Source organism: Methylococcus geothermalis (assembly GCF_012769535.1).
GTDB classification, from domain to species: Bacteria; Pseudomonadota; Gammaproteobacteria; order Methylococcales; family Methylococcaceae; genus Methylococcus; species Methylococcus geothermalis.
Map to the genome: position 1 here is coordinate 2,824,847 of NZ_CP046565.1, position 23,837 is coordinate 2,848,683.

A 23,837-nucleotide genomic window follows, 5' to 3' on the forward strand; every position below is an offset into this window, starting at 1 on the left:
GGCGCTCCATCCCCCCGCGAGGCACCGCCCATGATCACCCTGTACGGTTCCGCCATCAGCAACTACTACAACAAGGTCAAGCTGGCCCTGCTCGAAAAGGACGTCGAATTCCGCGAGGAACGGACGATCCCTTCCCAGGACGCCGCCGTCCTGGCGAAGTCGCCGCTCGGAAAGATCCCGTTCATCGCAACCGGGCACGGCTGTTTGTCGGAATCCCAGGCCATCCTGGAATACCTGGAAGACGCCTACCCGGAAAGACCGCTCTACCCCGCCGACCCTTACGCCCGCGCCAAATGCCGCGAACTGATCCAGCACCTCGAGCTGAACGTCGAACTCATCGCCCGCCGGCTCTACCTGGAAGCCTTCTTCGGCGGCAAGGTCTCCGAGGAAACCAAGGCCGAGGTCAGACCGAAGATCGAAGCGGGCCTGAAAGGCGTGATGCGGCTGGCACGGTTCAACCCCTATGTGTGCTCCGAGAACTTCGGCGCCGCCGACTGCGCCGCCTGGCCGCATTTGACCCTGATCGGCCTCGCCACCAGCCGCGTCTACGGCGAAGACCTGGTCTCCGCCCAGATTCCGGCTCTGGCCGAGTATCTGGCGGCGATGACGGCCCGCCCCGCCGCACAAAAGGTCGCAGCGGACCGGGCCCAGGCGCTGGAAGCATTCTTCGGCAACCGCAAACCGTAACGCCATGAAAACGCCGCTCGATTTACCCGCCCTCGACCCCGCGGCCGTGCCGGCCCGGACCGCCTCCATCTACCCGACCGTGGAGCAGCGCCAGCGGATCCATGGCCGCAGCAAGCAGGCCCTGGGCGACGCCCTGGGATTGCAGAATTTCGGCGTCAACCTCGTCAGGCTGGAGCCCGGCGCGATCTCCGCCTTCCGGCACTGGCACAGCCGGCAGGACGAATTCATCTACGTGCTGGAAGGCGAACTCACCCTGGTCACCGAGGCCGGCGAGCAATGCCTGGCGGCGGGCACCTGCGCCGGCTTCCCGGCCGGCCAGGCGGACGGGCATCAGCTGGTCAACCGGAGCGGCCGCGTCGCGGTCTACCTGGAAGTCGGCGACCGGCTGCCGGGAGACCGGGTGCATTATCCCGAAGAGGATATGGAGGCCAGGGCGATCAGGGGAAGCTACGAGTTCCGGCACAAGGACGGCACGCCCTACTGAAACCGCCCTGGCTCGCGCCCGAACTCCGGCATGGGCGCCTCACGGCCCCATCTCGAACCGGCCCAGCTTGCGGAACACCGGCGCCGGATTGACGCCGAAGGTGGCGCGGAAGCGGTGGCTGAAATGGGTCGCGTCCGCGTAGCCTGCGTCCAGAGCGGCGCGGGTCAGGCTGTCGGTGGAATGCAGCAGGGCAATGGCGGACATCATGCGCTTCCACTGGCGGAAGCGGCGGTAGGGCAAACCGGTCTGCTGGCGGAATAGGTGCAGGAACCTCGAGGGCGACAAGCCGATCCGAGCCGCCAGCTCCTCCTGGGAAAAATTCCGGTCCGGCTCCCGGCCGATCAGTTCGACCACCTGGCGGATGCGGGCATCGGGCGCCCACGGCTGCCGCTCCGGGCACGGCAGCAGCCAGTCCAGGCACTCCTCGACGGCAACCCGGCCGGGGTCTTCCTCGTATATCCAGCGGAAGCATTCGATCGCTTCCGTATCCTCGAAAAACCTCGCCGCCGTCTCCGGATGGGGAAACCGGCGGCACAGTCCCGGCGCATCGGCGCTGTCCCGCTCCACGAACAGCTTGCCGTGCACCCCGCCCGCCAGGTCCAAGGCATGGCTGATCCCCGCAGGCCCTGGCTGGACACCGGCATCGATCTGGCCGAGGGCGAATCCGTCACCAGTTTCGCCGTGGGCAAGACGCAGCTACAGGGCGCGGATTTCTGGTTCGGCGCGGACTTCCAGTTGTGGTTCCGCATCGGCGCGGACGGTGAAGTCTTCCGCGGCACCCGGGCGAGCCATACCTTCACGGCCGAGCGCGCCGGCCGGCTTTATCTGGCCAGCTACTTCCCAGGCGAATGGTCGACCCGGACCGGCGGCCTGGCGACGCCGGACGAGGTCTACAACCACGCCTCGGGAAACCTGGCCGTGCTGATCCTGCGCTGGCGGAAGGCGCCGCTGGAAGGGCTGAACAAACTGGCGGAAATCGGCGACGTGGCAGGACTGATCGCCTCCGAGATCGACCGTCTGAGCCATCCCGTGGAAACGCCGGCGGGCTGGAATGACCTGTGGTTCGTGGGACCGGCCGAAATCTACCGGCCCTGCCGGACCCCGGAGGAAAAGCCCGCCATCTGCTGCCATACCCACCGCGACGTCGGGCTGCTGCAAAAGGACGTCGCGCTCCCGCTTTCGCCGGACACCCGCTTGCGTTGGGCCTGGCGGATGGACCGCCTGCCCTCGGCGGTCCGCGAAGATACCCTGCCGACCCACGACTACCTCAGCATCGCCGTGGAATTCGACAACGGCCAGGACATCACCTATTACTGGAGCGCCGAGTTGCCTGTCGGCACCGGCTACCGCTGCCCGATCCCCACCTGGACCGCGCGCGAAACCCACGTGGTGATCCGTTCCGGCAGCGAGGAACTCGGCCAATGGTTCGACGAGGAGCGGAACGTCTACCGGGACTATCAGCAGTACATCGGCGGTCCGCTGCCGGGCAACATCGTGCGGGTGTGGCTGATCGCCGTCAGTCTGTTTCAGGGACGGGAAGGCGACGGGCGCTACGCGGACATGGCGTTCGTGACCGACGCTAGCATAATCCCGGTTCCGGCGGGCGAGTGAGCCGCCCCGGCCATGTTTCGCAAAGGAGAACGATCGATGCCCCAGTCTTCACAGCCGGAAAACAAGCTTCTGCTGCAAGGCGCGGCCCTGTGGCTGCTGTTGGCCCTGATCCTGGCCTGGTGCCTGGTCGGGCTGAATTTCGGCCTGCCCCTGCTGCCTGCGGTTTTCGCGGGCAAATTCACCCGTCTGGTGCAGGCGCATCTGGATCTGCTGCTGATGAGCGCCCTGCTGTTCGGCTTCCATGCCGCGAAGATCCCCTTGCCCCCAAAGTCCTTTCCAATCCAGAGATGAGCCTGAAGGAGGGTTGAGGAAGCAGCGGTTCAGGCGGCGTTGGTTTGGGATTGGTTGATGAGTTGAAAGAGTTCAGCCCGAGCCTGATTCAAGCGTTGGGCGGCTTCATTATCGCTGTATTGGTTGGCGATGGCATCCAGGTGGTTGGAAGGTGATGCCGGGCTTGAGGTATTCGGAGGCTTGGGGCAAGGATTTCCATTTCTCGTAGGGCGTCATCATGTCCTGGTAGCGGTAGTGTTTGCGAAGCTTAGCTTTGGCATCGACCGATTCGGTGGGGAAGTGGCAGGGCCTGTGGAAGTTGAGATACTCGGTGAGCATGCCGCTGGTGAAGCGATTGACCGCCTCGGCGAAGCGGCCGGGGATATGGCTGTAGCCGAGGTGTTTGCGGAGGGTGGAGCCGTTTTTGGATTCGACCAGGGCATTATCGTTGGTCTTTCGAGCGCGGGACTTGGTCTGTTCGATACGGAGCTTTTCGAGCAGTTTGGCGACTTTCTTGTTGATGTACTCCGAGCCGTTGTCGGTGTGGAACCCCTGGATGGTGAAGGGGAAGCTGTTGAGGAGTTGGGTGAGCACCGGCACCAGGAAGTGCTCGCTGATCTTGGCCGTGGCAAAGACGGCCGGGAACGGGGTGACTTCATCCACCGCGTGGATCAGATACAGCCCCTTGATGCCGTCCAGATCGCCCTGATGGACCGAATCGATGCGCAGATAGCCGGGCTTGCCTTGGGGTGTGGGCTTGCGCCGTTCGCCGATCTGGACATGAACCGGGCGGGTCTTGTCGAAGCTGCCGCGCTGAGTCCGGTAGGTCTTGTGCTGGCGCAGGTTGTAGAGGTGGCCGTTTGAGATTCGCGCCAACCGTTCGAAGCGGGCGTCGCCGAAGACCTGGTGCATGCGCTCGCACAGCTTGCGTGTCGCGGGGCCCGAGAGCGTGCCATGCAGCGCATCCGTCTCGGCCAGCAGGCGAATATCGTCCGCCGTGTAGCGCCGCGCAAAGGGCTTGGCGGGAGCTCGGCGGCGATCCTCGATGACACCCGCGCGGCAGAACAGAGTGATGGCGCGGGTCAGCTGGGCTCGGGACAGCCCGGTCACCTTGGCCAGGTAGCGGCGCAGCAGGCCCTTATCGGTCCGTGTGCAGTGCATGTAGCGAAAGCGCTTGAGCGTGTCCGTCATCCACAGATGGGCGACGGTGCGGTCGGTGAGAGTGAAAGAAACGGGCTCATTGCCCTCCACGAAGGCGCGTACCTGCGCCAGGGTTTGAAGTCCTGCGGTCTGCAAAGTCACGATCACCTCTCCATGATCCCAACTTCGCCGCCTCCAGGCTCACCTCACACTGGAAACACGGCCCTCCCTTCAGGCTCATGTGTCATTGGACAAGGCTCGATATGGACCGTTCCGCCCGACGGGATGACAATAGGAACCCTCTCCAGTTTCTCCGCCCCGGCGATCTGCCGCCACCTCGGCGATACCGCGGTCCTCCCCCGATCGGGAACCAATGAGCGGATGATTGGATTCCGAATAACAACATCTGGGAGAGATCGACCGTGAAACGCATCCTGAACCTGTACCGCGCCAGCCTCCGCCCCGTCGCCTATGGCCTGCTACTGCTCATGCCGGTGGCTCAAACACCGGCGCACTCGCGGCAGACGCAATGTCAGGTGAAACTCTACCGGCATATCGGCGAATACCTGCATTGCCGGATGAACGCCGAGGCCGCCTTGGCGAAAGGGCAAAACGTGCTCAAGAATGAGCATGTCCGTAAGGCCTGCGACGATGCCTACAAAAAAGCCTACCACGCGGCCCTGAAGCTCTCGGCCGAAGGGTGCCCCGCGGCGGGCGACACCGAATCCGGTATCCAGTCGCCATTGGAGCAAGAGGTTCGGCAAACGGTGGGCGAAGTGCGCGGCATGGTTGCGGGAACCCCGCCCGACCCGGTACCGGGCCAACTCACGCTCTACAACCATTGCACCCGGCCCATAAAGATCATGTCGCCCACCAGCAGCACGATCAACGGCACGACGCTGCAGCCGTATGACAGCACCTTTTATCCGACCGCTGCCGGCGGGGGTTTGGGCCAGAACACGCCCAACACCTTCCTGTTCGCGCCGATCACCACCGATGCCCAATGCGCCCAGGTGCAATGCGGCAACTGGACGGACATACGGGCCGCGGGACAGCGCATGGGCTACATGTGGATGAACAACACTTCCAATAACCCTCCCGGCAACGACAACCTGGTTTACGCAGCCTATTGCCAGCCCACCAATGCGGCGGCAGGACAGTGCACCACCACCTCCACGACCCCATGCTGCGGCTCGCAAATGAATTATGACAAGACCTTCGGTACGACTTTCGAGATCACCCCGAACGGCGGCGCGACGAATAGCCAGGACTTCGTCGATCTCAGCACGAATTACGGTTCGGGCCCCACCTCGCCGCCCACCTTGTGCGGCACCCCCGGTGCCGACGCCAACAACTGCGTGAGCGCCACCGCGAACCTATTTTTCAACGTTCCGATCGGCGTGACCATGAGCAACGGCGCCGGCTGCACGTTCCCGCAAGGCGGCTCGGATCTCACCTGCACGGACGTCTCGTGTCCGGACGCGTATCAGTATCCGGAAGACAACAAGCAGGTCGCCTGCCCGGCCGGCACCGGCTACGTCGTCACGCTCTGTCCCGGCACCCATCAACTGCCGGCACTGGCCCAGGCCGGCGCCCTTCAGAACAAGATCACGGTCCAGAACAACCTGAGCAAGAGCTCTCCCTGCGCCAACGGCAACACCGTGAGCATCTTCACCTCCGGCGGACAGCAGGTCGTCCAGCCCGGCGGCGGCTCGGTCACCCTCCAGGGCGACTATTCCGCCTATCCCGGGCTCGGCTTGCAGGTGAACAACTGGTACTGGACTTCGGAAGACCTGCCGGTCCAGAAGGGTCCGCCGCAGAATCCGGACAATTCGGGCGCCCAGTTCATGATTTCCGACCAGTGCGTCTTGTCGCAGGCGCCGCCGGTCTACGGCGAAGGTATCGAGACCTACAAGATTTCGACGGTGACCGCCCAGAAAAAAGGGACCAACGAGTGCCTGATAACGATCGATGAAAGTCAGCCCTACACCGACGCCGTCACGCCGGGCTGCTGCGCCCCGCCCCTGCAGAACATGGGCAACGTCTGCACCGGCCCATGGGGCGTGACCAACAACCAGCAGCCCTGGCCACCGCAATAGCACTCTCGGCGCGAATCCCGCGATCCGCGCCTTGCATCCGCCCGGCAAAGACACGGGGCATTCGGAACTTCGGTTTCGCGTCTCGTCCCTGATTTGGCGCCGCGCCACAGCCCCGATGCCGGCTCTGGAAGCGGCTCCTCTCCCCGCCCCCATTCCGGCGAGACATCGATGGATGATCGTTTCGCCGAGTTGGTCGCCATCGTAAGGATTCCGCCGGAACATCTCGGCGAAGGGATTTGGCGGATCGCCTTCGGCATCCGCCCTACGGTCCTACGGTCCTGCCGCATCGACATAAACCAGCGCTCCCGCGGAAACCCGGTCGAACAGATCGATGACGTCGGCGGAAATGAGGCGGATGCAGCCATGGGACTGGGGCGTGCCGTCGACGCCGGCGTCCGGACTGCCGTGGATGTAAATGTAGCGCCAGGCGGTATCGACGTCGCCGTAGCGGTTGAAGCCGGGCTGAAGGCCACCCAGCCAGAGGATGCGGCTCAGAATCCAGTCGCGGCCGGGATGGCGGGCGGCGAGTTCGGGCGTGTGGATCTCGCCGGTGGGCCGGCGCCCGACCAGGACGGCTCCCGGCGGCAGGCCGGCGCCGATTTTGGCGCGGACCCGGTGCCAGCCGCGCGGCGTGCATTCCGAGCCGCGCTTTTCGCCCACGCCGTTCTTCGCGGTGGATACGCGGTAGCGGGCCACCACCTTCCCTGCTTCGATCAGCTCCAGGCATTGCCGCGGCACGCTGACGCGCAGGAAGTCCGTAACGTTGTTCGGGATCGTCATGAGTTACAGCTTGTCGCGATAAGCCGTAAACTTCGCGGTTTGTCTTTCACGGCTTCCGACGATGCTTCGAATCTGCAATTCATTGGCGAACCTGTTTCCGGTCTGGGTGCTGCTGTGCTCGGGGCTGGCGCTGTATTTCCCCGCCTGGTTCACCTGGTTCACCGGGCCGATGATCGTCTGGGGACTGTCGATCATCATGCTCGGCATGGGCATCACGCTCACTTTCGACGATTTCCGCCGGGTGGCGAAGATGCCGCGGATCATCATCGCCGGCACGGTCGCGCATTTCGGCATCATGCCATTCCTGGGCTGGTCGATCGCGCATGGGCTCGCACTCGAACCCGAACTGGCGGTCGGACTCATCCTGGTGTCCTGCTGCCCCTGCGGCACGGCTTCCAACGTGGTGAGCTACATCGCCCGCGCCGACGTGGCGCTGTCCGTGCTGCTGACCATGGTATCGACCTTCACCGCGGTGGTCATGACGCCGCTGCTGGTGAAGGTCCTGGCGGGCGCCTACACGCCGGTGGACGGCTGGGGCATTTTCCTGAACACCTTGCAGGTGATCGTCATGCCCGTCACCGCCGGCCTCCTGCTGAACCGCTATGCGCCGCGGCTGGTGCGTGCCGTCAGCCCGGTGACGCCACTGGTGTCGGTGATCTTCATCGCCTTCATCTGCGCCAGCATCATCGGCGCCAATGCCGAAACCATCAAGGCCACCGCCCTGAAACTGTTCGGCGCCGTGGCGCTGCTGCACGTCGGCGGCTTCGGACTCGGCTATGTCTTCGCCCGCGTTCTGGGCTACCGTGATGCCGTGGTCCGCACCATCGCCATCGAGGTCGGCATGCAGAACTCGGGACTGGCAACCGTGCTGGCCAAGGCCAATTTCGCCAGCATGGCGCTGGCGCCCATCCCTTCGGCGATTTCCGCCAGCTTCCATTCCATCATCGGCAGCCTGCTGGCGGGGTGGTGGCGGCTGCGCGCGCATCAACCCCTGCCGGCCGTGGGGCATGCGTTCGACGCCCCTATGCCAGCCCCAGCGGATTGTCTGGATCGATGTGAGCCATGAAGGGCTTGCGGCGATCCTGGTCGGTGATCTGGTAGATCTTGCCGAGCCAGTTGTTGAACACCGCCTTGGCGGTGTCTCGCCAGGTGTTGTCCAGGTGCCGCAGCACGAATTCCTCCGGGAATTCCGGCGGCGCCTTGCCCGCGCGGCGGGCGCTGCGCAGGGCTTGGCCGTAATCGTTGAGCGCAGCGCCCACCTCCAACGAGAAATAGTGTTCGGGGAACGGCGGGTAATCCTCGCGCTCGCCGGAATAGTACCTCAGGATTTCCCGCTTGTATTCCTTGAGCAGGCTCACGGTGTCGTATTCCGGATGGGCCTGGAAATAGACGACGCGGAACAGGTCCGGGCTCACCGCGAGATGCACCCCGGCTTCCTCGCTCTCGACCAGGACCCGCAGCCCCGCGGCCTCCATGTCCTCGCGGAAGATTTCGTTGTAGCGCGAATGGGGCACGTCGAAGCGGGTGTTGATGTCCGCCACCAGCGGATGCAGCGGCTCGACCACCCGGTGCGAATACACGCCCCAGCGCTTGAAGCCGAGATGGGTGCGCTCCACGCCGTAGCTGTACTGGAACAGGGCGTGGGTGGCGAGGCATGAGCAGAGGATCGAGGTGACGTTGCTGCGCGCCCAATCGAACACCTCGGTGAGCGGCTGCCAGAACTGCTCCTGCTGCAGATGCGGCTGGGTGACGTTGGCCCCGCTCACGATCAGGCCGTCGAGTCCCTCCTCGCGGATGCGGTCGAAGCTCTCGTAATAGCGGGCGATGTGCTCCGCCGCCTGTTCGCCGCGCGGCAATCCATCGATGGTGAACGGATGCATGTGGAACTGGACGATCGGATTGGCACCGCCGACCAGACGGAAGAACTGCCGCTCGGTCGCCTCCAGCGCCGCGTCCGGCATCATGTTAAGCAGGCCGACGTGCATTTCCCGGATGTCCTGGCGGGCGGCCCGCTCCACGCTCAAGACATCCTGGCCTTCTTCCCGCAGGCGCTGGAAGGTGGGTAGATCGGTGTGTGCGACCAGGGGCATGGCGGTATCCCTCTCAGCCGCCCAGGACCGAGGCCACGAGCCGGACGAAATCGCTCTCGTCGCGCACCTTGGCCACGTCCGCGACGTCCACCGTATAGCCGTAGCGGTCGGCGATGGCCTGATAGCGCGGCAGCCGCGATTTGAACAGGTACGGAAACACCCAGCTCACGAATTCGTCGGGCGGCATGGCCTCGACCGTGGGATAGCCCTTTTCCTTCAGGAAAACCGGCAGGTGTTCGTCCAGGAAAGCCTCGCGGTAATACAACGGCTTGGGGTCGCGGGCGGCGCGCTCGACCAGCATCTGCTCCAGCTCGGGGCTGGTGCGGATGTACAGGATCAGCGTGTTTTCCGCCAGCACCTCCAGGGTTTCCGGATCGTCCAGCTCGCACACGCTGCCGCCGGCATCGTTGATGAAATGCTGGTAGCCGTAAATCTCGCGCACCTTGTCGATGAATTCCGGCACATCGCGCATCGCCGCGATCTCGGCCTGACGGTGCAGCGCCTGGCGCCGCTTGAATTCCTTCAGCGGCAGGCCGCCCCGGTCGGGATCGCCCAGTTTGCCGAGGAAGGACGAGATCGGGGCGAGGTTGTCCACGGTAATGTTGCTGCAGATGTAGATCGAATCCGACATCAGCAGATCGCGCAGGAACGGCACGTCCATGGCCTGGCGCTTGATGTTGTCCAGGATCGGCTCGTCCAGATAGCGGGTGCCGATCCGGTAGTCGCCGGAATAATGGAACCAGGTCCGCTTCGGCAGCCTGTTGGCCAGTGTAGTCTTGCCGGTACCGGACATGCCGAGCAGGGTGATCTTCTTGCGGTCCCAGTCCAGGAATTCTTGGGGGGTCAAACGCATGGGGTGCTATCGGTCTTCGCGGTTGATCATGTGATGGGCGGTGCGCGCCAGCGCCTCGTACAGAGCCTCGCGGAACGGGCCGTCCATCGGGATGTCGTCGAGCGCCTTGCGCATGCACAAGAGCCACTGGTCGCGCTCGGGCACACCGATCGAAAACGGGAAATGCCGCGCCCGCAGGCGAGGATGGCCGAACTCCTGCATGAACAGATCCGGTCCACCCAGCCAGCCGGAGAGGAACTTGAACAGCTTGGATTTGGCGCCGGACAAGTCATCGGCGTGCATCGCCCGGATCGGGGCCGCTTCCGGCAGCGTATCCATGTAGCCGTAGAAGCGTTCGACCAGTTCACGCAGCACTTCTTCGCCGCCGAGGCGCTGGTAGGGTGTCTGTGTCAGGGGTTCCTGCATGGCTGAAACGGTCTCACTTGGCGTATAGCGATTCCCGGCGGATCAGTTCGAGCACCGCGTCCGGCACGAGATACTTGGCGCTGCGCCCTTCCCGCAGCATGCGGCGGATCGAGGTGGAGGCGATGGCGAGCTGGGTCACTTCCAGGAAGTAGATCATGCCATCCGGCTGAGTCGTGAGCTGCGATGGGTCCGCGACCTGCCGCTCCTCGACGCAGCGCTCCAGGTCTTCCACGTAGTCGACGTCGTAATCCGGCCGCTGCAGCACCACGATGTGCGCCTGCCCGAACAGCCGGCGCCAGCGGTGCCAGGCCGGCAGCGCGAGGAATGCGTCCAGCCCGAGGATGAGGCAGAGCGGCTCGTCGCCGACTTCCTTGCGAATCGAGCCCAGGGTATCGACCATGTACGACGGGCCGCTCCGTTCGAGCTCCCGCGTATCGAGGGTAAAGCCCGGATCGGCATCGGCCAGCGCGATTTCCAGCATGCGCAGGCGGGTCCCGGCATCGGCCACCGGCGGCGGACGATGGGGCGGCTGACGGCAGGGCAGGAAGCGCAGCTCCCGCATGCCGACCGCCTCCTTGACCTCCAGCGCGGCCCGCAGGTGTCCGTAATGGACCGGATCGAAAGTGCCGCCGTAGATGCCGATCATCCGCGCGTCATCTCAAGTTCTGACCTGGCCATCGCCGAGGACGATGAACTTCTGGGTGGTGAGCCCTTCCAGGCCGACGGGCCCTCGCGCATGCAGCTTGTCGGTGCTGATGCCGATCTCCGCCCCCAGGCCGTACTCGAAACCGTCGGCGAAACGAGTCGAGGCGTTCACCATGACCGAAGCCGAATCGACCTCGCGCAGGAAGCGGCGGGCGCGGCTGTAGTCCTCGGTGACGATGGCATCCGTGTGGCCCGAGCCATGCCGGTGAATATGCTCGATCGCCTCGTCCAGCCCCGCCACCACGCGAATCGCCAGGATCGGCGCCAGGTATTCCGTGTCCCAGTCCGCCTCCGAAGCCGGACCGCAATCCGGCACGATCCGGCGGGTTTGCGGGCAGCCCCGCAGTTCGACACCCTTGTCCCGGTAGAGCGCGGCCAGCTCCGGCAGGATCGCCGGCGCGACGCCCGCGGCGACCAGCAGGGTTTCCATGGCGTTGCAGACGCCATAGCGCTGGGTCTTGGCGTTGAGGGCGATGTTCAGGGCCTTGTCGCGGTCCGCGCCGTCGTCGATGTAGACATGGCAGATGCCGTCCAGGTGCTTGATGACCGGAATCCGCGACTCCGCCATGATCCGCTCGATCAGCGAACGCCCGCCGCGCGGCACGATGATGTCGACGTATTTGTCCGCCGCCAGCAGCGCGCCGACCGCCGCCCGCTCGGTGGTCTCGATGAGCTGGACCGCATCGGCCGGCAGGCCGCCGGCTTCCAGCCCCAGCCGGATGCAGGCCGCGATGGCCTTGTTGGAGTGGATCGCCTCCGAGCCGCCGCGCAGGATGCAGGCGTTGCCGGATTTCAGGCACAGCGCCGCCGCGTCGGCAGTCACGTTGGGGCGGGATTCGTAGATGATGCCGATGACGCCGAGCGGCACCCGCATCCGTCCGACCTGGATGCCGGACGGCCGGTAGGTCAGACCACTGATTTCGCCGACCGGATCGGGCAGTGCCGCGATCTCCCGGAGGCCCGCGGCCATGGCGGCCACGCGTTTGGCATCGACACCCAAGCGCTCGAGCTGGGCCCGCTCCAGCCCCTTGGCCGCCCCCGCATCGAGGTCCTTGCGGTTCTCCTCGATCAGCCGGGCCGCCGAATTCTCGAGCGCATCGGCGATCGCCAACAGCGCCCGGTTCTTCGCCGCCGTCTCGGCCCGGCCCAGTACCCGGCCGACTTCACGGGCGCGCCGGGCCAGGCCGTCCACATACGCCGCCACGGCCACCGCTTCGGCCGGACGGGCTGCGCTCGCTGCCGTCATCGTTCCTTCGGCCCGCTGCGCTCGATCGCCTGGCCCATGCAGGTCATGATGTAGTCGGTCATGCGCAGCGCCGCCTGGTTCGCGGCCTTGACCGATCCGAACAGGTCCTTGTACTCCTCTGCGACTTGCTCGAAATCGCCCGAGCCCTTCACCGAATAGAACTTGGCGTAAGCCGTCAGATATTGCTTGCGCCGCGGGTCGCCCGGGAAGCCCGGCAAATCGTCCGTCAGATCGTGGACCACGCAGTCCGCGATTTCACCCGGATCGAGCTTGTAGTCCTTGAGATCGCTGTCCTCCTGGAGCTTGGCGACCAGTGCTTCGCGTAAATCGCCCTGTTCCTTGCCGGCGCATGCGGTCAGCAGCGCAAGCAGCAGAACCGATAAGAATGTCCCCTTCATGGAATCAACCGTTTGATGATAATAATGCCGAGTCGGCCACTCGCCGCCATCGGGCCGGATGGCACTCGCAACTCGGGTCTACGAGGCCTCAAAGCGGAAATGATACAGCGAAACCACACCTTTTGCGGAACGGAGCGGCACCGGCTTTCGCCGGACCCAGCAATAGCCTATAAAGTCCAATGATTTACACATTTTGGAACTAATCTGGGCAGGACCTGCAGCCCTACAGCAAGGGCGTAAAGGAGGAGAATGTGACGGATTGCTACGCGCTGTCGCCGATGCAGGGACACATGCTGTCGGCGACCCTGTACGATCAGCGGGAAGGTACCTACATCCAGCAACTGGTTTTGCGAACCAGCGAAAATCTCGACGAAGACGCTTACCGCAACGCCTGGACCCGCCTCATCGCCAGGCATGACATCCTGCGGACGGCCTTCGTCTGGCAAAACCTGGAGGCGCCGCTGCAACGGGTGGAACCGGCCGTCACGATGCCCTGGGCCGACCTCGACTGGCGCGGGCTGACTCGGGCGGAACAGGAGAGCCGGTTCGACGCCTTCCTCGCCGACGACAGGTTGCGGGGCTTCGACATGGCCGAGGCACCTCTCCACCGCCTGAGTCTGATTCGCATCGCCGAAGACGAACACTGGGCGGTCTGGACTTACCACCACGCCCTGTTGGACGGACGGGCACGGCTCATCGTCATGGAAGAGCTGTTCCGGGTCTACCAGGCGTTGCGCGACGGCCACGAGCCGGAGCTGCCTCCGCCGACGCCTTACCGCAACTACATCGGCTCGCTGGAGTCCCTCGATTTCGCGGCGAGCGAAGACTACTGGCGCGGTCTGCTGGCGGATTTCGAAGAACCCAACCGCATCCTGACCGCCCTGCCCGAGCCGCGGCCCTTGCCGCCCGCCCACACCGGCGGACTGGTTCAAGCCTGGGCGCCTGTGGCCCTTTATGATGCGCTCCAGGAACTCGCGAAGAAACGGGACGTCACGCTCAACACCCTGGTCCAGGCCGCCTGGGGCCTGCTGATCGCACGCCACAGCGGGCTCGATGACGTGGTGTTCGGCGCCACGCGTTCCTGCCGGAAGTCCGTGCCGGAGGGCGAGGCCATCGTCGGCCCGATCATCAACACCACGCCGGTGCGCCTGAAGACCGACCCCGCCAAGTCCGTCGCCGAATTCATCCGCGAGCTTCGGCGCCAGCACCTGAGCGTGCGCGAGCACGAGCACACGCCGATGGCCCGCATCCACGCCTGGAGCGGCCTGCCCGCCGGTCTGCCGTTGTTCACCACCATCGTGGTCTTCGAGAACTACCACGTGGTGAAATCGCGCGGCGGCGACTGGGACAAGCGCCGCTTCGAACTGAAGGAACAGACCGACCACCTCATCCTGGCGGGTTACCTCGCCGACGGCCTGCTGCTCAAGATCGAATACGACCGCCGCCTGTTCGAGGACGACGCCGTCGAGCGCATGCTGCAACAGCTCCTGACGATCCTCGAGAGCCTGGCCGCCCACGCCGACGGCCAACTCGGCGAGCTGCGCACTCTCCCGGACGACGAACTGCGCCGCCTGCTGGTGGAATGGAACGACACCGGCACCAGCTACCCCGAGGTCACGCTGGGTGAACTCTTCTCCGCAAAGGCGCGCCACACGCCGGACGCCATCGCGGTCCAAAGCGGGAATCAATGCCTCAGCTACGGAGAACTGGAACGGCGCTCGAACCGGTTGGCGGCCCTTTTAGTGGGCAAAGGCACGGGGCCCGGTTCCGTGGTCGCCCTGCTGCTCGACCGCAGTTGCGAACTCGCGGTCGGCCTCCTCGGCGTGCTGAAGGCCGGCGGCGCCTACCTGCCGCTGGACCCCGCCTATCCCGAAGACCGGCTCGCCTACATGCTCGAGGACTCGGGCGCGCGGATCGTACTGACCCGGACCGCGCTAGCCGATGCCCTTCGCCATTCCGGCGTCGAACCGCTGAAGCTGGACACCGGCTGGGAAACAGACCCCGCCGGCTCGGATGAAGCACCCCCCTGCCGCGCGACGCCGGACGATGTCGCCTATCTGATGTATACCTCCGGTTCCACGGGCCTGCCGAAAGGCGTGATGGTCCCGCACCGCGGCGTCGTCAACTTGTGCTCGGCAATGCGGCGCCGCTACCGGCTGGGGCCCCACGACCGCGTCCTGCAGTACGCCTCCCTCAGTTTCGACATCTGCGTGGAGGAAATTTACCCGACCTGGCACGCCGGCGGCACGGTCGTGTTCCGCGACGAGACCCAGGGCCATTCGGTCCACGAGTTCCTGGACTGGGCCGCCCGTGAACGGATCACCGTGTTCGACATCCCCACCGCGTTCTGGAACGAACTCGTGCGGGGACTCGGCACCAGCGGCGCTGGTCTTCCCGCCAGCCTGCGACTGACCGTGGTCGGCGGAGAAAAGGCCTCCCGCGCCATGCTGGAGGCTTGGAACCGGCTGCCCGGCGCATCCCGCGTTTCTTGGCTCAATACCTACGGGCCGACCGAAACGACGGTCACCGCGACCGTCTACCAGCCGCCACAGCCCTCCCCTGCCGGCCCGCCGGCCACCGATCCGCCGATCGGCAGGCCCATCGACAACGTCCGCCTGTACGTGCTCGACCGCCACCTGAAACCGGTGCCCATCGGCGTGCCGGGCGAGCTGTACATCGGCGGCGCCGGGGTGGCGAAAGGCTATTGGCGGCGTCCCGAATTCACCGCGGCGGCCTTTGTCCCCGATCCGTTCGCCGGCGAGCCCGAGGCCCGGATGTACCGCACAGGCGACCTGGTGCGTTACGGCGCCGACGGCCAGCTGTCTTTCATGGGACGCAATGACGACCAGGTCAAGATCAGCGGCTTCCGCGTCGAACCGGGCGAAATCGAAGCGGCGATCGAGCGCCATGACGGCGTGGCCCAGGCCGCGGTGAAGGCCATCGAAACGCCGAGCGGAAACTATCTCGCCGGCTACGTCGTTCCGGCACCGGACGGCCGGTTCGACGCCAAGGACCTGGAAACCTTCCTGCGGGACACCCTGCCGGAACACGAAATCCCCCGGGTAATCGTAGCCATGAAGGCATTCCCGCTCACGCCGGGCGGCAAGCTGGACCGCAAGGCCCTGCCCGATCCGGCCACCCCCTCCGCCACGGCCGGCGCCGCCGGGGCCGCCCCTCCCCGCAACGGCACCGAGAGGCAACTCGCCGCGATCTTCGAGGAACTTTTCCCGGCGCGCTCGATCGGCGTCCGGGACAACTTCTTCGCCCTGGGCGGCGATTCCCTGCGGGCATTCCAACTGCTCACGCGCATCGAGCTCGTTTGCGGCCAACGGCTCTCGTTCGCCGCCCTGGCGAGGGCCGCCACGGTCGAACAACTGGCGGCACTGATCGACGGCAGAGGCAAGACGGAGGCTCCGAACACCCACATCGTTCCCTTGAGCCTGGAGGCCGCCCAGGGACCTGCGCTATTCCTGGTCCATGGCGTGGGCGGCAGCGTGCACTGGTATCACGCCCTGGCTGAATGGCTGAAAGCCGACTTCGACGTCTACGGCATCCAGTCGCCCGGCATCGACGATGACGAGGACGACATGGTCGGCGCCGACATCGAATGTCTGGCCCGGCTCTACATCTCGGAAATCAAGACCATTCAGCCACAAGGGCCATATTGGATCGGCGGCCACTCCATGGGGGGCATCATCGCCTTCGAAATGGCTCGCCAGTTCCACGCCCTGGGAGACGAGGTCGCGCTGGTGGCGAATTTCGACAACTGGAACCGCGCGGCGGACGCCCCCGGTTTCGCCACTAAGCTGCTCCGCCTCGCCGTCCATTTCCTGAAACTCGACACCCCGGACAAGCTGCGGTTCCTGCGCGACAAGATGCAGTGGGCGAAACAGTGCCTCAACGCGCGCCTGGCGCCCGGCCGGGCCGACATCCGCCCACTGGAGCGAATGAAAGCCGCGAACGTCAAGGCCGCCTACCGTTACACGCCCGGTTTCTATCCCGGCACCCTCACGCTGTTCCGCGCCCGCCAGCAAGCTGCCTCCGCCCTGGACGATCCGCTGCTCGGCTGGAACGGACTGGCGGAGAACATCGACGTCGTGGAGGTGGCGGGGAACCATTACACCCTGCTCGGCGAACCGCACGTCCGCACGCTGGCCGACGAACTGAGGCGCCGGGCGCGCGCCCGGCGGAGCAGCGGGCGCTGACCCCGCATCCCGGCCTTGGCGGAAACCATGCCGTACAGCCATGCCTACCCGTTCGATCCGACCTACGGGTTTTCCCTCGACTCGTTGCTCCGGGTGGAACCACCCGACCCGCCGGAGGACTTCGCCGCTTTCTGGTCGGCGCGGTACGACGACGCCAGGAACGTTGCGCCCCGGCCGGAACTCCGCCGCTGCGGCTGGAACCATCCGCGCTTCCAGGCATTCGACCTCGCCTACCGCTCGACCGGCGCGATCACCATCGGCGGCTGGGCGCTGATCCCGGCGCACGGCCGGATCAACCGGGGCTTCGTCGTCGGCCACGGCTACGGTGGGCGCGGCGGCCCCGATCTCGACCTCCCCTTCGACGACGCCGCCATCCTGTTTCCTTGCTTCCGCGGCCTCTCCCGCAGCCGCCGTTCCGGCATTCCCGACACGCCGGACCGGCATGTGCTGTGCGGCATCGAGGACCGCGACCGCTACGTTCTCGGCGGCTGCGTGGAAGACCTCTGGCTGGCCGTCAGTGCCCTGCTCGAACTGTTTCCCGAGGTCGAAGGCCGCGTGGGCTACCTCGGCATCAGCTTCGGCGGCGGCATCGGCGCCCTGAGCCTGCCGTGGGAGCCGCGCATCCGCAGGGCCCATCTCAACGTCCCGACCTTCGGCCACCAGCCGCTGCGGCTGACCCTGCCGACCATCGGCAGCGGGGAAGCGATCAGGCGCTATCAAGCCGCCCACGGTAACGTGATGGCAACCTTGGCCTATTACGATGCCGCCGTGGCAGCGCGTTTCGTCGGCATCCCGGTGCACGTCGCCGCCGCCCTGTTCGATCCGGCGGTCGCGCCGCCCGGGCAGTTCGCCATCTTCAACGCGCTCGCCGGGCCCAAAGAGCTGTTCGTGCTGGACGCGGGGCATTTCGACTATCCGCGCAAACCGGAACAGGATCGATCGCTGTCCGCCGCCATCGCGGCTTTTTTCGAACCGCTATGAACCGGGAATATCACCGCTGGTACACCGAACGTCTGGGCCGTGACATGGAACTGCTGGTGTTCGGCCATGCCGGCGCGAAAGTCCTGGTCTTCCCGACCCGTGACGGCCGCTTCCACGAGTACGAAGACCTCCGGCTGGTGGAAAGCCTGCGGCACAAGATCGAGGCCGGACACCTGCAGCTGTTCTGCCTGGACAGCATCGACCACGAAGCCCTCTATTGCTTCTGGCGGCACCCGGCCGAGCGCATCCGGCGCCACGTCCAGTTCGAGGAATACGTCCTCAATGAGGTGTTCCCTTTGATGGCCGCCAAGAACCCGCATCCCTGCACCATTGCGCACGGCTGCAGCCTGGGCGCGTTCCACGCCGTCAACATCGCCTTCCGCCACCCCCACCTGTTCCGCAAGGTCGCCGCATTCTCCGGCCGCTACGATCTGACGCTTGGCGTGGAACACTTCCGCGACCTGTTCGATGGCTATTACGACGACACCATCTACTACCACACCCCCTCCCATTTTCTCCCCAACCTGGATTGCCATTGGCGGCTCGAATCGCTGCGGCGCATGGACATCGTGCTGGTGGTGGGCGGCGACGATCCCTTTCTCGGCAACAACCGCGACCTGAGCCGGATTCTGTGGTCCAAAGGCATCCCCCACGCCTTCCATACCTGGGACGGACGCGCCCACCAGGGTCACGCCTGGCGGAAGATGGCGCCGCTGTACGTCTGAACCGCGAATGTTCCCAACCGATGTCCGGTCTGCCCGCTTCTGGCATCGAGCGGACCGGCTGAGGTAGCCTCCGGTTTCGTAAAAACGCCCGCCCCAGTCCCCAAGCTCGACCCACGAAGTTCCGGCGGAAGCGTCATGGTAGGGTTGCCAGATCTGCCCATCGCGCGACGGGGGATGATAAACCGCATGCGGCAGCCGCCTGTGCCAGGGGTAGCGACCGGTAATCCTCCCCCTTTGTCAGTAAGGCCCGGATGATACGGGCGTCCTCAGCGACCAGGGCCACCGCCGCGCGTTATAGCCACGCCTGGCAACCAACTAGCGCAACCAGCAAAACGAAGGGGCAATGATGCGGGCGTCATGTCCGAGTTCGCGCAAAGCCCGTGAGGTGTGGGCACCGGTACGGCATCCATGCCAACGACACACGGCGGCAGCTTGGCAAGGCATTCCAGCAGTTTGCCGCGCGAGACCGTTTTCTTCAGCACCACCTTGTCATGCACGTCAACGCCATGGACCCTGAACACGTTCTTGGCCAAGTCAATTCCTGCGGTAGTAATATTCACGGTAGACTCTACTCCTCGTTCGATTGATCGGTCTTGCAGCCTTCCATGAGGCACATGTGATGGCGTGACGGGCGGGAGAGTCCATTTCGTCCGTTAGGCACCCCAGAGTGACCTTCGCAGTGCGCCCACTGAGCCGGCACGAGGAAACACCGGCGCCCGATTCCAGACACGGAGTAAGATCCCCCGAATGATCACCGGCCCCATCAAAAACCAGATCGACCGCATCTGGGACGCCTTCTGGTCCGGCGGCATTTCAAACCCCCTGGAGGTGATGGAACAGATCACCTACCTGCTCTTCATCCGCCGCCTGGACGACCTGCACACCCTGGAAGAAAACAAGGCCAACCGCCTCAGGCAGCCGATGGCACGGCGCATCTTTCCCGAAGGCAGGGACGCCAAAGGCCGCCCCTTCGAGGACTATCGCTGGTCGCGCTTCAAGCACTTCGCCCCGGCCGAGATTTACGGCGAAATCATCGGGTTTGCGCGCAACAGGCGGTTTTGCTATGCGCCGTATATAGCAGCGCTGTTCAACGAGGCGGGGCCAGGGTCGGGGTTAGATGAAGCTCGTCCGCAACACCGGTAGCGACCGCGTCGCGGATCTCATCCAGCCGGCGGTCCTCGATGGCCGCCAGCTCGACGCGGTGACGCCGGGACTCTCCATCTTCGCCTGGGCTCAGTTGCTGCGCGGTCTCCGCCGCGCCGAACGATGCCGATTTGTGCTGCCCGCCGACCCATCGATGACGCCGCTCCTCGGCTCGGCCACGGACCGCTCGGCACGGAACCAGCTGCAGTCGCGCTGGCTCGCAGGTGGCATGCGCGACTGGATTGTCGAGAAGGCGGATATCCGGTTCGCACGTGGCGGCGTACCGCAGGGTGCGCTCGTGATCCGCGATGCGGGTGCCCAGCCGGTACAGGCACTCCTCGGTTCGTTCGCGCTCACCACCGACGGCCTCGGCCTGACCCCGGGTAACCCACTCAGCCTGATCCAGGCCTCCGAGACCCCGGAAGAAGCCCTGCTGTTGAGCCAGTGGTTCGATGGGCAGTGGGCGAGCCTGCCGAACGACCCCGGGGCGAAGACCGCGGTCCTCGACGCGCTCAATCAGATCGCCCGCCACCGAGATCCGCACCTCGCCTACGCACTTATCCTGCACAATCTGTTCGCCAGCCGCAGCGACGAGCTCGACGAAGAGCGGATCGTCAAGTCGGCGACCGGCATTCGCAACACCGTCGTTTGGAAAAAGCTCTACAAGTTCCAGCGCGATGGCGTAGTCGGCGCCATCGACAAGCTCAACCGCTTCGGCGGCTGCATCATCGCCGACAGCGTCGGCCTCGGTAAGACATTCGAGGCGCTGGCCATCATCAAGTACCACGAGCTGCGCAACGACCGGGTGCTGGTGCTCTGCCCAAAGCGCCTGCGCGACAACTGGACGCTCTACAAGGCCAACGACCGCCGCAATGTCCTGGCGTCCGACCGCTTCAACTACGACGTCCTGAACCACACCGACCTGTCGCGCGACCGCGGCCTCTCCGGCGACATCGACCTCGCCCACGTGAACTGGGGCAACTACGACCTTGTCGTCATCGACGAGTCGCACAACTTCCGCAACAAGAAGACGCCGCAGGCGGGCGGGGAGACACGCTACGACCGGCTGATGCGCAAGATCATCCGCGAGGGGGTCAAGACGCGCGTGCTGATGCTTTCTGCCACGCCAGTCAACAACCGCCTGGCCGACCTGCGCAACCAGATCGCCTTCGCCACCGAGGGCGACGACACCGCGCTCAGCGATCACGGCATCGGCAGCATCGACGCCACCACGCGGCAGGCGCAGAAGCAGTTCAACCGCTGGCTGGAACTTGACGAGTCCGAGCGCACGCCCTCGCGGTTGATCGAGATGCTGGGCTTCGACTACTTCACGTTGCTCGACCTGCTCACGATCGCGCGCTCACGCCGCCACATCGAGAAGTACTACGGCACCACCGAGACCGGCCGCTTTCCGGAGCGGCTCAAGCCCATCAACATCAAGGCGGATGTGGACCTCGCCGGCGCGTTTCCGGCCATCGCCCAGATCAACCTCGAAATCCGCCGCCTGCACCTCGCCTCGTACGCCCCCCTGCGCTACGTGCTGCCGCACAAGCAGGAGGCCTACGACCGCAAGTACAGCACGCAGGTGAAGGGCGGCACCGGCTTCTTCCGGCAGGTGGACCGCGAGGAGAGCCTGATCCACCTGCTGCGCGTCAACGTGCTCAAGCGGATGGAAAGCGCCGTGCCGTCCTTCGCGCTCACCGTACAGCGCCAGCTCCGCGACGTGGAGGCGACGCTGGCACGCATCGAGGCGCAGGCCGAGGACCTGGAAGAGATCGACATGTCGATCGCCGACCTCGACCTTGACGACCCCGCCTTCGAGAGTCTGGTCGTGGGCCGCAAGGTCAAGGTGCTGCTCAAGGATGTGGACCTCGTGCGCTGGAAGCAGGACCTGATCGAGGACCGCAACCGCCTGGCCAACATGCTCGCCGCCGCACGCGAGATCACACCGGAGCGCGACGCCAAACTGGCCGAGCTGCGCAAGGTGATCGAAGACAAGTGTCGGCAGCCGATCAACCCGGGCAACCGCAAGGTGATTGTCTTCACCGCTTTTGCCGATACCGCCCGCTACCTCTACGAGCAGCTCGCGCCCTGGGCCAAGACGACGCTTGGGCTCGACTCGGCGCTGGTCACCGGCGCGGGTAGCAACCAGACCACGCTTCCGGGGCTGCGCAAGGACCTGGCGTCGATCCTCACGGCCTTCGCGCCGCGCTCCAAGGAGCGCCCCGAGGACCTTGCCGGCGAAGGTGAACTTGACCTGCTCATCGCCACCGACTGCATCTCCGAGGGCCAGAACCTGCAGGACTGTGACTGGCTCATCAACTACGACATCCACTGGAACCCGGTGCGCATCATCCAGCGTTTCGGCCGCATCGACCGCCTGGGCTCGCCGAACCAGCGCATCCAGCTCGTCAACTTCTGGCCCAACATGGAGCTGGAGGAGTACATCAACCTGGAGCAGCGGGTGAGCGGCCGCATGGTGCTGCTCGACATCTCCGCCACCGGCGAGGAGAACCTGATCGAGCAGCAGTCCGGCAACCCGATGAACGACCTCGAGTATCGCCGCAAGCAGTTGCTCAAGCTGCAGGACGCAGTCATCGACCTTGAGGACCTGTCCACCGGCGTCTCCATCGCCGACCTCACGCTCACGGACTTCCGCATCGACCTGGCCGAGTACCTGCGCGCCCACCCCGGCGTGCTCGAAGGGCTGCCGCTGGGCACCATGGCCATCACCACCACTGAGGACGCCGAGATTCCGCCGGGGATCGTCTTCTGCCTGCGAACCGAGGATGCGGCCGCCACGCGGGCGTTCGAGCCGGGCTACCCGCTGGCGCCGCACTACCTCGTGCACGTGGGCGACGACGGCGCCGTGCTGCTTCCGTTCACGCAGGCCAAGCATATCCTCGACCGCCTCAAGCGCCTGTGTGTCGGTCGCAACCTGCCCGACGCCGCGGCCTGCGCCCGGTTCGACAAGGCCACAAAGGAGGGCGAGGACATGCGCCACGCGCAGCGCCTGCTCGCCGCCGCGGTGGCGTCGGTGGTCGGCAAGACGGAGGAACGCGCCGTCGCCAGCCTGTTCACACCGGGCGGCACACACGCGCTGGCCGGTGAGTTCGCGGGGATCAACGACTTTGAGGTCGTGGCCTTCTTGGTGATCCTGCCGGAGGTGTCCGCTTGAACGCCGCCGAGGTCATCGCCGCGCTCGACCTGCCACCCGGCGCGCGGGTGGACCGCCGCGTACCCAAGGCGCTGCTGGTAGAACACGGCGCGCCGACGGCCGCAGACAAGCGGCGCATCCATGAGGGCATTGAGGCGGTGCAGTGGGTGGCGACGCTCAAGCCCTCCACCATCGGCGTGCCGTCGTTCCGTGACGAGGTGCGCGAGTACCTGGAGATCAACGTGTTGAGCGCGACGCTGCGTGGGGGCGCCAAGGCGGCGCGTCTCGCCGAGCTGATCCATCGCGCCGTGCCGTACCCAACGCTTTTGATCACTCAAATGGCACACAGAGTCGCAGAGGACGCGGGACACCAGCCGGATAAACCTCTCCGCGTCTCCGCGCCTCCGCATGAACTTGTTTCCATTTCGGCCGCCCACACGCGCTGGTCGCAGGGGCAGGTGGGTGCCACCGTGCTCGATGGCGAACCGATAGCCGTCGCAGTCACGGAGGCAGAGACCGACGGGTTGCCGTCGTCGTTTCGCCAGGCGCTCTCGCTGGCTCGCCAGCCGCGCGCCGACCTCTACCAGCTCTATCAGGGTTGGATCGACACCCTGCTGGCGCTCAAGGCCGCCGAGGTGACCGGTCGTTTTGCGATGGTCACGTCGGCCGATCAGGCGGCCGCCCGACGCGAGGCGCTGCGCGAGTGCGCCCGGTTGGACGCTGAGATCACCCGCTTGCGCAAGGCCGCAGCGAAGGAGCGGCAGGTGCCGCGGCAGGTGGAACTGAACCTGGAACTCAAGCGCGCCGAGGCCGCCCGCGCGACGGCGAGGGAAAAGCTATGAACTCACGCGGAGGCGC

The 23,837-nt window shown here is 65.5% G+C and carries 21 protein-coding genes and 1 pseudogene; 12 read left to right on the forward strand and 10 right to left on the reverse strand.

The window, feature by feature from the left end; genetic code table 11:
- Window positions 1–30: 30 nt before the first annotated feature.
- Together GNH96_RS13110 and GNH96_RS13115 are read left to right on the forward strand one after the other, a co-directional pair.
- Window positions 31–687, forward strand: coding sequence for a glutathione S-transferase (locus tag GNH96_RS13110; protein WP_169604078.1), 657 nt, complete (start codon window positions 31–33; stop codon window positions 685–687).
- A gap of 4 nt (window positions 688–691) precedes the next feature.
- Complete coding sequence (locus tag GNH96_RS13115) at window positions 692–1,171, forward strand: cupin domain-containing protein (RefSeq protein ID WP_169604079.1); 480 nt, start codon at window positions 692–694, stop codon at window positions 1,169–1,171.
- A 39-nt stretch (window positions 1,172–1,210) separates the two neighbouring features.
- On the opposite strand, the gene GNH96_RS13120 is transcribed toward GNH96_RS13115, so the two are convergent.
- Window positions 1,211–1,774 (reverse strand): AraC family transcriptional regulator, encoded by a 564-nt coding sequence (locus GNH96_RS13120; protein ID WP_169604080.1) that lies wholly within the window; start codon window positions 1,772–1,774, stop codon window positions 1,211–1,213.
- Between the two features lie 3 nt (window positions 1,775–1,777).
- Here GNH96_RS13120 and GNH96_RS13125 point away from each other — a divergent pair, with 3 nt between their 5' ends.
- Window positions 1,778–2,782: a DUF3047 domain-containing protein gene (locus GNH96_RS13125; RefSeq protein WP_169604081.1), complete on the forward strand. Its 1,005-nt coding sequence runs from the start codon at window positions 1,778–1,780 to the stop codon at window positions 2,780–2,782.
- Window positions 2,783–2,818: 36 nt separating this feature from the next.
- Window positions 2,819–3,073, forward strand: a complete 255-nt coding sequence (locus GNH96_RS13130) for a hypothetical protein (RefSeq protein WP_188114777.1) — start codon at window positions 2,819–2,821, stop codon at window positions 3,071–3,073.
- A gap of 108 nt (window positions 3,074–3,181) precedes the next feature.
- Here the strand turns inward: GNH96_RS13130 and GNH96_RS13135 are convergent, their stop codons facing one another.
- Entirely contained in the window at window positions 3,182–4,354 is a 1,173-nt protein-coding gene (locus GNH96_RS13135) for an integrase catalytic domain-containing protein (protein ID WP_223163426.1), read from the reverse strand.
- Window positions 4,355–4,614: 260 nt separating this feature from the next.
- Here GNH96_RS13135 and GNH96_RS13140 point away from each other — a divergent pair, with 260 nt between their 5' ends.
- Window positions 4,615–6,291 carry a glycoside hydrolase 64/thaumatin family protein gene (locus GNH96_RS13140; RefSeq protein WP_169604082.1) on the forward strand — a complete coding sequence of 559 codons (1,677 nt, stop codon included), beginning with the start codon at window positions 4,615–4,617 and terminating at the stop codon, window positions 6,289–6,291.
- Between the two features lie 270 nt (window positions 6,292–6,561).
- Here GNH96_RS13140 and GNH96_RS13145 read toward each other — a convergent pair whose 3' ends face one another.
- A complete protein-coding gene (locus GNH96_RS13145; protein WP_169604083.1) occupies window positions 6,562–7,071 on the reverse strand; it encodes a L,D-transpeptidase in 510 nt (169 codons plus the stop codon).
- A gap of 61 nt (window positions 7,072–7,132) precedes the next feature.
- Here GNH96_RS13145 and GNH96_RS13150 point away from each other — a divergent pair, with 61 nt between their 5' ends.
- Window positions 7,133–8,137 carry a bile acid:sodium symporter family protein gene (locus GNH96_RS13150; protein WP_169604084.1) on the forward strand — a complete coding sequence of 335 codons (1,005 nt, stop codon included), beginning with the start codon at window positions 7,133–7,135 and terminating at the stop codon, window positions 8,135–8,137.
- On the opposite strand, the gene metA is transcribed toward GNH96_RS13150, so the two are convergent.
- From metA to GNH96_RS13180, 6 genes are read right to left on the reverse strand one after another with little or no spacing between them, the layout of a single operon-like run.
- Window positions 8,094–9,161 carry a homoserine O-succinyltransferase MetA gene (metA, locus tag GNH96_RS13155; RefSeq protein ID WP_169604085.1) on the reverse strand — a complete coding sequence of 356 codons (1,068 nt, stop codon included), beginning with the start codon at window positions 9,159–9,161 and terminating at the stop codon, window positions 8,094–8,096. The two genes, GNH96_RS13150 and metA, sit on opposite strands and share 44 nt — an antisense overlap.
- A 13-nt stretch (window positions 9,162–9,174) precedes the next feature.
- Window positions 9,175–10,014, reverse strand: a complete 840-nt coding sequence (locus GNH96_RS13160; RefSeq protein ID WP_169604086.1) for an ATPase — start codon at window positions 10,012–10,014, stop codon at window positions 9,175–9,177.
- Between the two features lie 6 nt (window positions 10,015–10,020).
- Window positions 10,021–10,419, reverse strand: a complete 399-nt coding sequence (locus GNH96_RS13165; protein ID WP_169604087.1) for a group II truncated hemoglobin — start codon at window positions 10,417–10,419, stop codon at window positions 10,021–10,023.
- A 13-nt stretch (window positions 10,420–10,432) separates the two neighbouring features.
- Entirely contained in the window at window positions 10,433–11,065 is a 633-nt protein-coding gene (gene nadD / locus GNH96_RS13170; RefSeq protein WP_169604088.1) for a nicotinate-nucleotide adenylyltransferase, read from the reverse strand.
- 12 nt (window positions 11,066–11,077) lie between these two features.
- Window positions 11,078–12,370, reverse strand: a complete 1,293-nt coding sequence (locus tag GNH96_RS13175; protein WP_169604089.1) for a glutamate-5-semialdehyde dehydrogenase — start codon at window positions 12,368–12,370, stop codon at window positions 11,078–11,080.
- Entirely contained in the window at window positions 12,367–12,768 is a 402-nt protein-coding gene (locus GNH96_RS13180) for a hypothetical protein (RefSeq protein WP_169604090.1), read from the reverse strand. Before GNH96_RS13180 ends, GNH96_RS13175 begins: the two co-directional genes overlap by 4 nt.
- 251 nt (window positions 12,769–13,019) lie before the next feature.
- On the opposite strand from GNH96_RS13180, the gene GNH96_RS13185 reads away from it, so the two are divergent.
- The 3 genes from GNH96_RS13185 to GNH96_RS13195 are packed head-to-tail and all read left to right on the forward strand — an operon-like array spanning window position 13,020 to window position 18,679.
- Window positions 13,020–16,973, forward strand: a complete 3,954-nt coding sequence (locus tag GNH96_RS13185; protein WP_169604091.1) for a non-ribosomal peptide synthetase — start codon at window positions 13,020–13,022, stop codon at window positions 16,971–16,973.
- A gap of 27 nt (window positions 16,974–17,000) precedes the next feature.
- A complete protein-coding gene (locus GNH96_RS13190) occupies window positions 17,001–17,954 on the forward strand; it encodes an acetylxylan esterase (RefSeq protein WP_169604092.1) in 954 nt (317 codons plus the stop codon).
- A complete protein-coding gene (locus GNH96_RS13195) occupies window positions 17,951–18,679 on the forward strand; it encodes an esterase family protein (RefSeq protein ID WP_169604093.1) in 729 nt (242 codons plus the stop codon). The genes GNH96_RS13190 and GNH96_RS13195 overlap by 4 nt, the downstream gene beginning before the upstream one ends.
- Before the next feature lie 330 nt (window positions 18,680–19,009).
- Here the strand turns inward: GNH96_RS13195 and GNH96_RS13200 are convergent.
- Window positions 19,010–19,239, reverse strand: a pseudogene (locus GNH96_RS13200) (IS110 family transposase); the annotation flags it as partial.
- A 187-nt stretch (window positions 19,240–19,426) separates the two neighbouring features.
- Between GNH96_RS13200 and GNH96_RS13205 the strand changes: the two are divergent.
- The 3 genes from GNH96_RS13205 to GNH96_RS13215 are packed head-to-tail and all read left to right on the forward strand — an operon-like array spanning window position 19,427 to window position 23,821.
- Window positions 19,427–19,822 carry a type I restriction-modification system subunit M N-terminal domain-containing protein gene (locus GNH96_RS13205; RefSeq protein ID WP_169604095.1) on the forward strand — a complete coding sequence of 132 codons (396 nt, stop codon included), beginning with the start codon at window positions 19,427–19,429 and terminating at the stop codon, window positions 19,820–19,822.
- A complete protein-coding gene (locus tag GNH96_RS13210; RefSeq protein ID WP_169604096.1) occupies window positions 19,797–23,000 on the forward strand; it encodes a helicase-related protein in 3,204 nt (1,067 codons plus the stop codon). The genes GNH96_RS13205 and GNH96_RS13210 overlap by 26 nt, the downstream gene beginning before the upstream one ends.
- On the forward strand, window positions 22,997–23,821 hold the full coding sequence (locus GNH96_RS13215; RefSeq protein ID WP_169604097.1) for a DUF4391 domain-containing protein: 825 nt from the start codon (window positions 22,997–22,999) through the stop codon (window positions 23,819–23,821). The genes GNH96_RS13210 and GNH96_RS13215 overlap by 4 nt, the downstream gene beginning before the upstream one ends.
- Window positions 23,822–23,837: the final 16 nt, after the last annotated feature.